General features: G+C 65.3%; 12 protein-coding genes. 5 read left to right on the top strand and 7 right to left on the bottom strand.

Going from position 1 to position 13,739, the window contains the following annotated elements; genetic code table 11:
- Window positions 1-10 precede the first annotated feature (10 nt).
- From EGT50_RS14920 to EGT50_RS14905, 4 genes are all read right to left on the bottom strand, one after another.
- Window positions 11-862: an MlaE family ABC transporter permease gene (locus tag EGT50_RS14920; RefSeq protein WP_127955450.1), complete on the bottom strand. Its 852-nt coding sequence runs from the start codon at window positions 860-862 to the stop codon at window positions 11-13.
- A 14-nt stretch (window positions 863-876) separates the two neighbouring features.
- Window positions 877-1,641 carry an MlaE family ABC transporter permease gene (locus tag EGT50_RS14915; protein ID WP_127955449.1) on the bottom strand — a complete coding sequence of 255 codons (765 nt, stop codon included), beginning with the start codon at window positions 1,639-1,641 and terminating at the stop codon, window positions 877-879.
- Between the two features lie 643 nt (window positions 1,642-2,284).
- Window positions 2,285-3,199 (bottom strand): 3-oxoacyl-ACP reductase, encoded by a 915-nt coding sequence (locus EGT50_RS14910; RefSeq protein ID WP_127955448.1) that lies wholly within the window; start codon window positions 3,197-3,199, stop codon window positions 2,285-2,287.
- Between the two features lie 115 nt (window positions 3,200-3,314).
- A complete protein-coding gene (locus EGT50_RS14905) occupies window positions 3,315-3,503 on the bottom strand; it encodes a ferredoxin (protein WP_127945867.1) in 189 nt (62 codons plus the stop codon).
- Between the two features lie 278 nt (window positions 3,504-3,781).
- Here EGT50_RS14905 and EGT50_RS14900 point away from each other — a divergent pair, with 278 nt between their 5' ends.
- The 3 genes from EGT50_RS14900 to EGT50_RS14890 all read left to right on the top strand — a co-directional run bounded on the left by EGT50_RS14900 (window position 3,782) and on the right by EGT50_RS14890 (window position 7,807).
- Window positions 3,782-4,963: an acyl-CoA dehydrogenase family protein gene (locus EGT50_RS14900; protein WP_127955447.1), complete on the top strand. Its 1,182-nt coding sequence runs from the start codon at window positions 3,782-3,784 to the stop codon at window positions 4,961-4,963.
- 15 nt (window positions 4,964-4,978) lie between these two features.
- The gene (locus EGT50_RS14895) at window positions 4,979-6,100 is read left to right on the top strand and encodes an acyl-CoA dehydrogenase family protein (RefSeq protein WP_127955446.1); all 1,122 of its coding nucleotides are present in this window, start codon (window positions 4,979-4,981) and stop codon (window positions 6,098-6,100) included.
- 75 nt (window positions 6,101-6,175) lie between these two features.
- Window positions 6,176-7,807, top strand: a complete 1,632-nt coding sequence (locus tag EGT50_RS14890) for a long-chain-fatty-acid--CoA ligase (protein ID WP_127955445.1) — start codon at window positions 6,176-6,178, stop codon at window positions 7,805-7,807.
- Between the two features lie 60 nt (window positions 7,808-7,867).
- Here EGT50_RS14890 and EGT50_RS14885 read toward each other — a convergent pair whose 3' ends face one another.
- Together EGT50_RS14885 and EGT50_RS14880 are read right to left on the bottom strand one after the other, a co-directional pair.
- Entirely contained in the window at window positions 7,868-8,983 is a 1,116-nt protein-coding gene (locus tag EGT50_RS14885; RefSeq protein WP_127955444.1) for an NAD(P)H-dependent flavin oxidoreductase, read from the bottom strand.
- Window positions 8,983-10,632, bottom strand: coding sequence for an acyl-CoA synthetase (locus EGT50_RS14880; protein WP_127955443.1), 1,650 nt, complete (start codon window positions 10,630-10,632; stop codon window positions 8,983-8,985). The genes EGT50_RS14885 and EGT50_RS14880 overlap by 1 nt, the downstream gene beginning before the upstream one ends.
- A gap of 80 nt (window positions 10,633-10,712) precedes the next feature.
- On the opposite strand from EGT50_RS14880, the gene EGT50_RS14875 reads away from it, so the two are divergent.
- Window positions 10,713-11,537: a crotonase/enoyl-CoA hydratase family protein gene (locus EGT50_RS14875; RefSeq protein WP_127955442.1), complete on the top strand. Its 825-nt coding sequence runs from the start codon at window positions 10,713-10,715 to the stop codon at window positions 11,535-11,537.
- Window positions 11,538-11,644: 107 nt separating this feature from the next.
- Here the strand turns inward: EGT50_RS14875 and EGT50_RS14870 are convergent, their stop codons facing one another.
- Window positions 11,645-12,685, bottom strand: a complete 1,041-nt coding sequence (locus EGT50_RS14870) for an LLM class F420-dependent oxidoreductase (RefSeq protein WP_127955441.1) — start codon at window positions 12,683-12,685, stop codon at window positions 11,645-11,647.
- Between the two features lie 73 nt (window positions 12,686-12,758).
- Here EGT50_RS14870 and EGT50_RS14865 point away from each other — a divergent pair, with 73 nt between their 5' ends.
- The gene (locus EGT50_RS14865) at window positions 12,759-13,736 is read left to right on the top strand and encodes a Zn-ribbon domain-containing OB-fold protein (RefSeq protein ID WP_127955440.1); all 978 of its coding nucleotides are present in this window, start codon (window positions 12,759-12,761) and stop codon (window positions 13,734-13,736) included.
- Window positions 13,737-13,739: the final 3 nt, after the last annotated feature.

Below are 13,739 nucleotides of genomic sequence, written 5' to 3'. Positions count from 1 at the left end.
TCCCTCCGCTCTAACCCGACAGGTTGAAGTTGCCGGACTGGCCGTAGATCGCCAGCGAGATCAGCAGGGTCACGGTCACGACCGCGATGAGCGACGCACGAACGGCCTTACCGACGGCCACGCCCACACCCACGGGACCGCCACTCGCATTGAACCCGTAGTAGGTGTGAATCAGCATGACAGCCAACGCCATGACGATCGCCTGCGCGAACGACCACAGGATGTCCGTCGGGATCAGGAACGTCGTGAAGTAGTGGTCGTAGACACCGGGAGACTGGTTGTACAGGAACACCGTCGCGAACCGGCTGGCCACGAAGGACGCGATCACCGCGAGCGAGTACAGCGGGACGATCGCGATCATGCCGGCCATCACGCGGGTCGAGACCAGGTACGGAATCGACGGGATCGCCATGGACTCGAGCGCGTCCACTTCTTCGGAAACCCTCATGGCACCGAGCTGCGCGGTCGAACCGGCACCGATGGTGGCGGCCAGGCCGATGCCGGCGATCACCGGTGCCGCGATGCGCACGTTGATGAACGCCGCGAAGAAGCCGGTGAGCGCCTCGACGCCGATGTTGCCGAGTGAGCTGAAGCCCTGGACCGCGATGGTGCCACCGGTGAACAGCGTCAGAAAGCCCACGATGACGACGGTGCCGCCGATGACCGCGAGCGCGCCCGTGCCCATGCTGATCTCGGCGACGAGCCGCAGCACTTCCTTCCGATAGTGGACGAGCGCACGGGGCGCCCAGATCAGAGCACGCCAGTAAAACAGCGCCTGCTCGCCGAGTCGATCGATCGCGCGTGATACGCGCGCGACTCGTCGTCGGGTACGAAGGAATCGCCCTGACGCGACCAAAGCCATTAGTTCACCCCCGCTCACCCAGCCGTCAGCTTGATGCCGACGGCCGTGACGAGCACATTGACCACGAAGAGCGCCATGAAGGAGAAGACGACAGTCTGGTTGACGGCGTCACCGACGGCTTTGGCACCGCCTTTGACGTTGAGTCCGAGGTACGCGGCCATCAGGCCCGCGATCATTCCGAACAGACCCGCCTTGACCATCGAGATCATCAACTCGCCGAATCCGGTGAGCAGTGTGATGCCGTTGACGAACGCGCCGGGGTTCACATCCTGCACGTACACGGAGAACAAGAAGCCACCGAGGATGCCGATCGTGCAGACCAGGCCATTGAGCAGCAGCGCAACGACGGTGGACGCCAGGACGCGCGGCACGACCAGTCGGTGGATCGGATTGATGCCGAGCACCCGCATCGCGTCGATCTCCTCGCGAATGGTGCGCGCGGCGAGATCGGCGCAGATGGCGGTCGCCCCGGCACCGGCGACGATGAGAACCGTGACGATCGGTCCAACCTGTGTGACGGCTCCGAGTGCGGCACCCGCGCCGCTCAGGTCTGCCGCCCCGATCTCTCGCAGGAGAATGTTGATCGTAAAGCTCACCAGGACAGTGAACGGAATGGCCACGAGCACAGTCGGAACCATCGAGACCCGAGCGACGAACCACGCCTGATCGATGAACTCGCGCCGCTGGAACGGGCGCGAGGCCACGGCCCTGAGGGTATCTGCCGACATCGCGAAGAAGCCGCCGGCGGCCCGCAATGGGACCTCGAGGAGGTCGACCACGTTACCTCCTCACCATCCTCGTCACGGTTGATCACAATACGTGGCGAAAGCCACACAAAACACCCTAAAAGCACCCGAAACGGGACAAACTCTGTGTGATCCAAGTCATACTAACTAGAACGTGTTCAGGTGTCAAAACGTTCGGTTGTCAAAGCTTCTGAATGGCGGGCAGATCTCATCCGCATCCGCCGCAACCAACAGTTCCGCGCGCGCAGTAGGGCAATCCCAGAACGATCCCTGCGAGGACAGCGCCTGACGCCCGGACATTCAACAATCGGCTTTGAGCAGGCATTATCTACACCAGACAAGCTGTGGGCACGGTAGTCGCGCGCAAGGAAAACAGAACCCGGGGGTTGGGAACCGAGGCCGTTGGACGGGGCACGACGGGTCGATGGATGCGATCGCGGGCACCCCGGATCTCCGGTCGGAACGTCTACACAATTAGAACGTGTTCTAGACCCAAAGTGCGTCTCATTCCGGCACGTCCCGGCCCCGCCCTACCTAGAGTGATCCGAACACGCCACCCACCGGCCCCGCCCGTGTCGGGATTCGTCCTGTATGGATCGAGATCCTCGGGATCCCCCATCACAGGAAGATTGCGGGGCCACCAGCAGGATACGCCGCCCGATTCGAACGGCAAAAGTCAGCCGAGGCTCCCCAGCGCCTCCGACGCCGAAAAGGTGCGCTCCGGGTCGCGGCCATCGAAGTAGGCCGCCATCTCGTCCGCGAGAGCTGCGGGCGTCCACTGGGCCGCGTCTGCATCGAACCGCTGCTCGACCACGGGGGCCGCCATCAGCGCGACCATCGGGCCGTAGACGACGAAGACCTGGCCGTTGATCTTCTCGGCGGCCGGCGAGGCCAGGTAGGACACCAGAGCGGCGACGTGCTCCGGCGACAGCGGATCGACCTCGCCCTCGGGTGCATCGCCGAACACGGACTCTGTCATCGACGTCCGGGCCCGTGGGCAGATGGCATTGGAGCGCACGCCGTAGCGGGACAGACCACGGGCGGCCGACAAGGTGAGAGCCGTGATGCCGGCCTTGGCGGCACCGTAGTTCGGCTGCCCCGCCGGACCCAGAAGACCCGCCTCGGACGATGTATTGATCAGCCGACCGTAGACGGGGGCGCCCTCCGCCTTCGACTTGTCGCGCCAGAACGCTGCTGCATTGCGGGAAAGCAGGAAGTGACCGCGCAGGTGAACCTTGAGGACGAGATCCCACTCCTCGTCGGACATGCTGAACAGCATGCGGTCGCGAACGATGCCCGCATTGTTGACGACGATGTCCACGCCGCCGAGTCCTTGCGCGGCGGCCATGAGCGCGTCCGCGGTGGACCGCTCGCCGACATCGCCGGCTACGAATTCGACCTTGCCCCCGAGGGCACGGAGATCCTCGAGCGTCGACTCGACAGCATCACTGACCACGAGATCGTTGACGACCACGGCCGCACCGGACTGCGCCAGACCGATCGCCTCGGCCCGACCGAGACCCGATCCCGACCCGGTCACGATCGCGACCTTGCCCTCCAAGCTGACCTCGCGGCTGCTGTCTGCACTCATGGACGCACTCCCGTACCCGTGACGTCGACCGGCCTCGCGCCGGTCGGTGGCTGTCGCCGCGGCTGTCGACGACGCGGCCAATGTAGAACGTGTTCTACATTGGCCGCAAGGCGTTCTAGTGCTCGGTGAGCGCAGCGCGTGGGCACTGCGCGATGGCCGAGCGAACGTCCGCTTCGCGATCCGCGGGAGGCACGGGCGCCGTGATGATCAACTCCTCGTCGTCATCCAGTTCGAAGATGTCGGGAGCTATTCCGACGCAGACACCGTTGGCTTCGCAGCGGTCCCTGTCGACCCTGACCTCCATGGCCATTCCTCATTTCACGCTAGTTTGGGAGGGTAGAAGGATGCACGGTGCACCGGGCTGTGATGCAACTACATTCCGCCATTAGACTAGAACCCGTTCCACCGCTGTGCAATGATTCGGGCGACCATCCTCACCCTGCCAACCGCACGGTCGGCACGGTGACGGAAAGGCCGCTGTCACAGCCTCGTACAAGATCAGCAGTGTCCGCGATCATTTCAGCAGACAGTGCCGAATCGGGCGAATCAGCGCCGACGATTGCCCTGGAATGGAGAAGCCACGTGGATATCACCTACACCCCGCAGCAGCAGCAGCTGCGCGAGGAGCTGCGAAGCTACTTTGCCAAATTGATGACCCCCGAACGTCGTGAGGCGCTCGCCGCGACGACCGGGGAGTACGGCGAGGGCAACGTCTACCGCGAGGTCGTCCAGCAGATGGGCGAGGACGGCTGGCTCACCCTCGGCTGGCCCAAGGAATACGGCGGCCAGGAGCGGTCCGCCATGGATCAGCTGATCTTCACCGACGAGGCCGCCATTGCCGGCGCGCCGGTCCCCTTCCTGACCATCAACTCGGTCGCGCCCACGATCATGCACTTCGGCACCCCCGAGCAGAAGGCGTTCTTCCTCCCCAAGATCTCGGCCGGCGAGCTGCACTTCTCGATCGGCTACTCCGAGCCGGGAGCCGGCACCGACCTCGCGTCGCTGCGCACGTCCGCGGTCAAGGACGGTGACGACTACGTCATCAACGGTCAGAAGATGTGGACCAGCCTCATCCAGTACGCCGACTACGTGTGGCTCGCGTGCCGGACCGACCCGACTGCCAAGAAGCACCGTGGCATCAGCATGATCATCGTGCCGACCACTGCCGAAGGCTTCTCGTACACGCCGGTCCACACCATGGCGGGCCCGGACACCAGCGCCACCTACTACCAGGACGTGCGCGTGCCGCAGAGCTCCCGCGTCGGCGAGGAGAACGGCGGCTGGAAGCTAGTGACGAACCAGCTCAACCACGAACGTGTCGCCCTCACGTCGGCGGGTCCGATCATGACGGCTCTGCAGGAAGTCCGCGAGTGGGCACAGAACACGAAGCTGGCGGACGGTCGACGGGTGATCGACCAGGAGTGGGTGCAGATCAACCTGGCTCGGGTCCACGCCAAGACCGAATACCTGAAGCTCATGAACTGGGAGATCGCATCGGCCCAGGACCACGCTCCCGGACCCGAAGCCGCATCGGCCAACAAGGTGTTCGGCACCGAGTTCGCCACCGAGGCCTACCGACTGCTGATGGAGATCCTGGGTCCGTCGGCCACTGTCCGCCAGAACTCGGCCGGTGTCCTTCTGCGCGGACGACTAGAGCGGATGCACCGCTCCGCGTTGATCCTCACCTTCGGTGGCGGCACCAACGAGATCCAGCGCGACATCATCGCGATGACTGCCCTCGGCCAGCCCGCCTCCAAGCGATAAGTAAGGACCACGACAATGGACTTCTCCCTCACCGAGGCCCAGAACGACTTGGCCGGCCTCACCAACGGCATCGTCTCGGAAATTGTCACGAACGAGCACCTGCGTGAACTCGACTCGGCCGAGGACCGCTTCGATCGCAAACTATGGGATGCGCTCGCGAGTTCCGGCGTGCTGAGCGCTGCCCTGCCCGAGTCGGTCGGCGGCGACGGGTTCGGAGTTCTCGAGCAGTGCAGCATCCTGATCGAACTGGGTCGCGGCGTCGCTCCGGTGCCCTACCTGTCGTCGATCGTCATGGCCGCGGGTGCGATCGCCGAGTTCGGCTCGGACGCACAGCGTTCGGAGTGGGCTGCTCCGGCAGCTACCGGCTCGAAGGTCCTCGCCGTCGCACTCGCCGAGGACCTCAACGACAACCCCGCGGCACCCGTTACCCGGGCCGAGACGACCGCAGACGGGTGGACGCTACGGGGTACCAAGATCGTCGTCGACGGTGCGCCGATCGCGGACCTGTTCCTGGTCCCGGCCGCCACCGACAACGGCACCGCGGTGTTCCTGGTCCAGGCCGACGACGCCGGCGTCTCGGTCACCCGCCAGCAGACAACCGATTTCGGGTGCGTCGGCATCGTCGAGTTCACCGACGTCCGCCTGGGCGAGGATCGCATCCTCGGCTCCGTCCAGAGCGGGCGTGAGATCGTCGACTGGATCCTCGACCGTGGCGCGGTCGGCTCGAGCGCCTTCCAGTTCGGTGTTCTCGACCAAGCCCTGAAGATGACCGCCGAGTACGCCCGCGAGCGCGTCCAGTTCGACCGTCCGATCGGCAGCTTCCAGGCCGTCGCCCAGCGCCTTGCCGACGGGTACATCGACGTGAAGGGCGTACGACTGACACTGTGGCAGGCGGCCTTCCGTCTTGCCGAGGGACTGCCCGTCGAAGGCGAGGTCGACACCGCGAAGTTCTGGGCTGCCGACGCCGGCCACCGGGTCGCACACACCGTGGTCCACGTCCACGGCGGTGTTGGTCTGGACGAAGACCACCCCACCCATCGCTACTTCCTCGCCGCGAAGCGCCAGGAGTTCCTGCTCGGGTCGGCAACCGACCATCTGCGCCGCCTGGGTTCGGTTCTGGCTGTGACTCCCGCGTAAGCGTCTCGGGCACAAGCGGTCCCAAGAATGTGGAATTCGTAGAGTAATCGGCGAAATACCCGTCATGATGTGGACATGAAAGCTAATCCCACCATCGCGGATCTCCTCGAGCCGCTCTGCGATGTCGACACACACGGAATCCGATTCGAGGACTCGTACATTCCGTGGGCGGAACACGTCCACGGAATGTACGACCGCGCGGCCCTGCTGAACGCTCTGCTCGACCCGGCCCGCCCTCGGCACTTCGGGGTGCTGTTCGACAACATCCCGGAGTTCTCGTCGCTAGTGGGCGCGGCGGCGTTCTCCGGCACTGTCCTCGTCGGCCTCAACACCACTCGCCGAGGTGACGCCCTGGCCCGGGACATCGCGCTGTCCGACTGTCAGATCGTGTTCACCGAGAACGCCCAGGCGCACCTGCTCGACGGACTCGATCTCGACGGCACACGGATAATCAACGTGGATTCACCCGAATGGCCTGAACTGCTGGAGCCATTCGCCGACAGCCCCGTCGTCCCCTCCACGGCCCGGCCCGACGACCTGCTGATGCTCATCTTCACCTCGGGCACCAGCGGAGACCCGAAGGCGGTGCGCTGCACCCACGCGAAGTTCACCGTCCCCGGCATCATGCTGGCCGAACGATTCGGCCTCTCGACCGACGACGTCGTGTACATGGCAATGCCGATGTTCCACTCCAACGCCATGATGGCGGCGTGGTCCGTAGCAGTACACGGACAGTGTGGAATCGCACTCCGGCGCAGATTCTCCGCATCCGGCTTCCTACCGGACGTCCGCCGGTACGGCGTCACCTACGCCAACTACGTCGGAAAGCCGCTGTCGTACATCCTCGCCACGCCCGAGCAGCCCGATGATGCCGACAACTCGCTGAAGATCATGTACGGCAACGAGGGTTCGGCGCCGGTGGCCCGGGAGTTCGCCCGTCGATTCGGCACACTAGTGCTCGACGGCTTCGGCTCCACCGAGGGTGGTGTCTCCATTCCTGCCCACCCCGATGCACCTCTGGGCGCGCTGGGCCAACTACCGGACGGTGTCGAGATCCTGGACACTGACACCGGAATGCCCTGTCCTCCTGCTGAGTTCGACGAGTTCGGGCGGATCGTGAACGCGGACAAGGCGACCGGAGAGTTGGTGAACGTGAGCGGCGCCGGCGCCTTCGCAGGCTACTACAAGAATCCCGAGGCCGACGCCGAGCGGCTCCGCGACGGCAAGTACTGGAGCGGCGACCTCGGGTATCGCGACGCCGACGGTTTCGTGTATTTCGCAGGCCGCAGTTCGGGCTGGCTGCGGGTCGACGGCGAGAACCTGGGCACAGCACCGATCGAACGCGTCCTGCTCCGCTACCCCGGATTCGCCCACGTATCCGTGTACGGGGTGCCGGACAGCGAGGTGGGCGACCGAGTGATGGCGGCCGTCATCCCGACCGACAGCGTCGTCGAGTTCGACCCGGTAACCTTCGCCCGGTTCCTCGACGACCAGCCCGACCTCGGCCCCAAGCAGCGGCCGACCCTGGTGCGGGTGTGCGCACAGTTCCCCCGGACCGCGACGTTCAAGGTCCTCACCCGAACGTTGAGCGCGGAGCGCTGGCACTGCGACGACCCGGTCTGGCTACGCGACCACGGCCAGGACGAGTTCACTCTTCTCACTCCGGAACTCGCGCGCACGCTGGAACCACGGAACGCACGCGCATAGCAACCGACAACAGCGCCCCGGAACAACCTCGTCCCGGGGCGCTGTAGCTCTACTTGCGCGTCAGTTCTTCAGACCGTCGAGCCGCGAGAGCGTGGACTCGAATCCCTCGATCAACTCGGCCATGACCTCGGCGACCGGCCGGATCTCGTTCATCCGCCCGACGATCTGTCCGACCGGCATCGCCACGACCTCGGAATCGCCGCCGGCGGAGATTCGCTGATGTGCCTCGCTGACGAGAATGTTCTGCAACGGCATCGGAAGCGGTTCGGGCGCATCGGGCTTGGCCCACGCCTCGGTCCACTTGGTCTTCAACAGCCGGGCGGGCTTGCCGGAGAAGATCCGGGAACGGACCGTATCGGAGGATGACGCGGCGAGGAGCGCACGCTGGACCGAGGTCGGTCCTTCGGCTACTGCGCCCAGCCTGTACTCGCTCGTGGTGAGCCAGTAGGAACCCATCCACACGCCGGATGCGCCGAGTGCCAACGCTGCCGCGACCTGTCGGCCGCTGCCGATTCCGCCGGCCGCAAGCACCGCGGCGTCCCCGCCGACGGCGTCGACGATCTCGGGGACGAGCACCATCGACGCGATCTCACCGGTGTGCCCGCCGGCCTCGTAGCCCTGGGCGATGACGATGTCCACACCGTTCGCGACATGGCTCCGAGCGTGGTCGACGGCACCGGCGAGCGCTGCGACCGGAACACCCTTCTCGTGGGCCAGATCGATGACGTCCTTCGGCGGAGAGCCGAGAGCGTTGGCGATCAACGAGATCCGGTGCTTGAGCGCGACGTCGACATGCGAGCGTGCGACCGAGTGCAGCCAGCCGAGCACACCCGTGGCGTGCTCGACGTCGTCGGAGAGCGGCGGCACACCGAGCTCGTCGAGAGTGCGGTTGACGAACGCTTTGTGCTCGGCGGGGATGAGCTTGTCGAGATCGACCACGGCACCCTCGGTGGGCACCTTGGCCGGCATCACGATGTCGACACCGTACGGCTTGCCGTCGGTGTTCTCGTCCATCCACGTCAGGGTGGCGTCGAGTTCGTCCGGGTCGTTGAACCGGACGCATCCCAGGACGCCGAGGCCACCGGCACGCGAGATCGCGGCAGCGACGTGCTCGGACGGCGTGAACCCGAAGATCGGGTACTGGACGCCGAACTTCTCGGCGAGATCCGTGCGCATCACGCGTCCTTGCCGTTGGTCAGGTGGTCGTCCGCTTCACGAGACTGGGTCTGCGCGGTGGCCCACTTGTAGTTGGGCTTGCCGGCAGGCGAACGCTTGATCTCGTCGACCAGCCACATGCTGCGCGGCACCTTGTACCCGGCGATCTCGTTGCGGGCCGACTTGACGATGTCGGCCAGGCTCGGACGAGTTCCGGGGCGCGGTGCGATGACAGCGACGACACGGTTGCCCCAGCGCTCGTCGGGCATGCCGACCACGAGCACGTCGAAGACATCCGGGTGTGTCTTGATGGCGCCTTCGACCTCTTCGGGGTAGATCTTCTCGCCGCCGCTGTTGATCGAGACCGATCCGCGTCCGAGCATCGTGACGGTGCCGTCCTCCTCGACCGTGGCATAGTCACCGGGGATCGAGTATCGGGTCCCGTTGATGAGCTTGAACGTCGCCTTGGTCTTCTCCTCGTCCTTGTAGTAACCGACGGGAATGTGGCCGCTGCGCGCGAGCATGCCGACCTTGCCCGAACCGGGCTCGATCTGGTTGCCCTCGTCGTCGAGGACGACGGTCGCGGCATCGATCTTCACCCGCGGACCACCGGAGTGCTCGAAACCCTTGGTGATGGTCGCAAGGCCGCCGAATCCGGTCTCGGACGAGCCGATCGAGTCGGTCAGCATCCGGTTCGGCAGCAGCTCGAGGAACTGCTCCTTCAGCGCCGGGGAGAACAGTGCCGCGCTGCTGGCGATGACGTAGAGCGAGGAGAGGTCGTACGGTTCACCGGTCTCCGGGTTGCCCTCGAGGAGCGCGTCGATCATCGGACGGGCCATCGCGTCACCGGTGATGAAGATGAGGTTGACCTTGTGCCGGTCGATGGCCTGCCACACCGCATGCCCGTCGAACTCGGGCACCATCACCAGGGTGCCGCCGCCGAAGAGGCTGTGGAACACCGCGGACTGCGACCCGCCGTGGATCATCGGCGGAATCGGGAAGCGGATCATCGCCGGGTTCTCGGCGCCGATCTTCGCCACCTCCCATTCGTCCTTGACGTATTCGCCGGTGACGAAGTTGATGCCGCCGCCGAGTACCCGCCACCAGTCCTCGTGCCGCCACATGACGCCCTTGGGCATGCCTGTGGTGCCGCCGGTGTAGAGGATGAAGATGTCGTCGGGGCTGCGGTCACCGAAGTTCCGCTCCGGAGAACCCTTCGACAGTGCGGTCTCGTACTCGACGCCGCCGTACGACGAGTAGTCGAGATCCGTTCCGTCCTCGACCACGATCGCCGTCTTGACCAGCGGGGTGTTCGGCAGGACGGTGGCCACCTTGTCCGCGTAGCGACGCTCGTGGATGAGTGCAACCATGTCCGAGTTCTCGAAGATGTACTGCAACTCGTTCTCGACGTACCGGAAGTTGACGTTGACCATCATGGCGCGAGCCTTGAACACCGCGACCATCGATTCGATGGCTTCGATGGTGTTGCGACTGTAGATGCCCACCTTGTCGCCCGGCTTGACGCCCTGATCACGCAGGTAATTGGCCAGCCGGTTGGCGCGCTCCTCCAGCTGCGCGAAAGTGATCCCGCGCTCCGCATCAACCAGCGCGAGGCGGTCCGGGTTGAGGTCGATCGAGTGCTCTACGAGGTCTGCGATATGTATGGCCACGTCAACAAAGTAGAACGTGTTACTGTCACTGACAAGACCCAATCTGAGACTCAACTCACATACATCCAGGGAGCGCCTAAGTGTCCACCGAAACCACCGAGAAATCTGACGTTTCGGCGAAATCGCCTCACTGCCTGGTCGAGAAGCGCGGCCACGTCCTCATCGTGACCATGAACCGGCCCGAGGCGCGCAATGCGCTGTCAGGCGAGATGATGGCGATCATGGCCGAGGCCTGGGACCGGGTCGACTCGGATCCCGACATCCGCGTCGCGATTCTCACTGGTGCGGGTGGCACGTTCTGTGCGGGCATGGACCTCAAGGAGATGAACCGGAACGCCCCCGGCGACAGGTTCGGCGAGGGCGGGATGGACCTGACCAAGCTCCCGGCACTACTCAAGGGCCGCCGCCTCAGCAAGCCGCTCATCGCCGCGGTCGAGGGCCCGGCGATCGCGGGCGGCACCGAGATTCTTCAGGGCACCGACATTCGCGTCGCCGGCGAGAGCGCGCGCTTCGGCGTCTCCGAGGCACGACTGGGCCTGTTCCCCCTTGGTGGCTCCGCGGTCCGCCTCGTCCGCCAGCTCCCCTACACCCTCGCCGCCGAGATCCTGCTCACCGGCCGGACGGTGCCCGCGCCGGAGGCCAAGGAGATCGGGCTGATCAGCCACGTCGTCCCCGACGGTCGAGCACTGGACAGGGCGCTCGAGATCGCTGAGCAGATCGCCGCCAACGGCCCGATCGCGGTACAGGCGATCCTGAAGACCATCCGCGACACCGAGGGCATGCACGAAGAGGACGCGTTCAAGCTCGAGGCCGAGATCGGGGCCGCGGTGTTCAAGAGTGACGACGCCAAGGAGGGCCCGCGCTCCTTCGCCGAGAAGCGCGCCCCCAAATTCACCGGCCGGTAGCCACCGGGCGGCCCGGTTAGCCGCCGAGCATCGCCCGCGCAACACCAAAAGGGGCGGCCCGTGGTGGATTCCCACCACGGGCCGCCCCTTTTGCGTATCCGAGGAGATCAGGCCGTGCCGACGGCTGCCGCGAGCTGACGCATTTGCTCGACGGAGCGGCACGTCACCAACAGCATCGTTACGCCGGCGTCCTCCCACTGCTTGACCTGCGTACGCACCTCGTCGATGTTGCCGATGATCATCGTGTCCGTGACCATCTGGTCGGGCACGATGGCGGCGGCCTCTTCCTTGCGTCCGGACAGGAACAGACGCTGGATTTCCTTGACCTCGTCGCCGTATCCCATCCGGGTGTACACCTGGGCATGGAAGTTCATCTCGGCCGCACCCATGCCGCCGACGTACAGCGCGGTGATCGGCTTGAGGTTGTCGATCTCCGCCTTGCGATCATCCGTGATGACGACCTGGCATGTCGCGGCCACCTCGAAGTCCTCGCGGCTGCGTCGCGCGCCCGGACGTGCGAATCCCTCGTCGAGCCACTCGTTGTACATCGGTGCCAGTCGCGGCGTGTAGTAGATCGCCAGCCAGCCGTCCGCGATCTCGGCGGTCAGCGCAACGTTCTTGGGTCCCTCAGAACCCAGCCAGATCGGTAGATCGGCTCGCAGCGGATGGGTGATCGGCTTGAGCGGCTTGCCGAGTCCCATCGAGTTGGGCCCGGTGTACGGCAGCGGATAGTGCGGACCGTCGTTGCGAACCGCCGCTTCACGCGCGAGGACCTGACGCACGATCGAGACGTACTCGCGAGTGCGGGCCAACGGCTTCTTGAACGGCTGCCCGTACCAGCCCTCGACGACCTGCGGGCCGGACACGCCGAGGCCGAGGATCGCTCGCCCACCGGACAGGTGGTCGAGCGTGAGGGCGTGCATCGCGCAGTTCGTGGGCGTCCGCGCCGACAACTGCGCCACCGAGGTACCCAGCCGGATGCGCTCGCTGTTCGAACCCCACCACGCAAGCGGAGTGAAGGCATCGTTGCCCCACGACTCGGCCGAGAACACGGAGTCGAACCCGGAGGCGTCCGCCTCGTTCACCAACTCCTGTGCGTTGGCCGGAGGCTGTGCGCCCCAGTACCCAAGTTGCAACCCAAGCTTCATTGCGTGCCTCCGTATCAGCGGTGATCAGGCGTGACTCTTGCCACGATAATAAGAACCTGTTCTACTCGATTCTGTGACCCCTGGAAAGAGCGGAGTGGCCGAGCAGCCACTGAGAGCACCACTTAATCTGAAATTCGACTACACCCGATCGGTGGGGCCGACCATCGGAGCGTTCGTTACGGCTCTTCGTGACCGTAAGGTCATCGGTGCCCGCGGATCCGACGGCCGCATCCACGTGCCGCCACCGGAATTCGATCCCTCGACCCACGAACCGATGACCGACTTCGTGGACGTCTCGGACACCGGAACCGTCGTCAGCTGGACGTGGATGCCCGATCCGATCGACGGCCAACCCCTGACGCATCCGTTCGCGTGGGCCCTGATCAAGCTCGACGGTGCCGACACGTCGATCCTGCACGCCGTCGATGCCGGGTCCCCGGACGCGATGAGCACCGGGATGCGGGTGCGAGTTCGCTGGGCCGACGAGCGCACCGGACACATCCGGGACATCGCCTGCTTCGAGCCCGGTGAGAGTGACTCAGCATCCACCGCAACAGCTTCCGGCGGCGACCCGGTAACCGGGATCATCACACCGGTCGACCTGGACTACACGCACACCGCGTCGTTCGAGGAGAGCTTCTACCTCCGCGGCCTCGCCGCGGGCAAGGTGATCGGCGGACGCACCGGACCGGGCGCCAAGGTCTACGTCCCGCCGCGCAGCGCGAGCCCGACCGAAGGCATCCCGACGACGGAGCAGGTCGAAGTCTCCGACAAGGGCATCGTCACGACCTTCTGCATCGTCAACGTCCCCTTCATGGGCCAGCAGATCAAGCCGCCGTACGTGGCGGCCTACGTCCTGCTCGACGGCGCCGACATCCCGTTCCTCCACCTGATTCTCGACTGCGATGCTTCCGAAGTCCGGATGGGCATGCGTATCGAGGCCGTGTGGAAGCCGAAGGACGAGTGGGAGTACTCGCTCAAGAACATTTCGCACTTCCGTCCCACCGGCGAGCCGGACGCGGACTACGACACCTACAAGCACCACCTCTAGGAG

Origin of the sequence: Rhodococcus xishaensis (assembly GCF_004011825.1) — a bacterium.
GTDB lineage: Bacteria > Actinomycetota > Actinomycetes > Mycobacteriales > Mycobacteriaceae > Prescottella > Prescottella xishaensis.
The sequence above is the reverse complement of the archived record's forward strand: the minus strand, read 5'-3'. Positions and strand labels throughout refer to the sequence as shown.

Excerpts from the sequence above, each read along its gene's own strand:
- EGT50_RS14905 (WP_127945867.1), bottom strand. The coding sequence starts at position 3,503 with ATGGAGGTCAGGGTCGACAGGGACCGCTGCGAAGCCAACGGTGTCTGC.
- EGT50_RS14885 (WP_127955444.1), bottom strand. The coding sequence starts at position 8,983 with ATGCGCACGGATCTCGCCGAGAAGTTCGGCGTCCAGTACCCGATCTTC.
- EGT50_RS14910 (WP_127955448.1), bottom strand. The coding sequence starts at position 3,199 with ATGAGTGCAGACAGCAGCCGCGAGGTCAGCTTGGAGGGCAAGGTCGCG.
- EGT50_RS14890 (WP_127955445.1), top strand. The coding sequence starts at position 6,176 with ATGAAAGCTAATCCCACCATCGCGGATCTCCTCGAGCCGCTCTGCGAT.
- EGT50_RS14920 (WP_127955450.1), bottom strand. The coding sequence starts at position 862 with ATGGCTTTGGTCGCGTCAGGGCGATTCCTTCGTACCCGACGACGAGTC.
- EGT50_RS14870 (WP_127955441.1), bottom strand. The coding sequence starts at position 12,685 with ATGAAGCTTGGGTTGCAACTTGGGTACTGGGGCGCACAGCCTCCGGCC.
- EGT50_RS14895 (WP_127955446.1), top strand. The coding sequence starts at position 4,979 with ATGGACTTCTCCCTCACCGAGGCCCAGAACGACTTGGCCGGCCTCACC.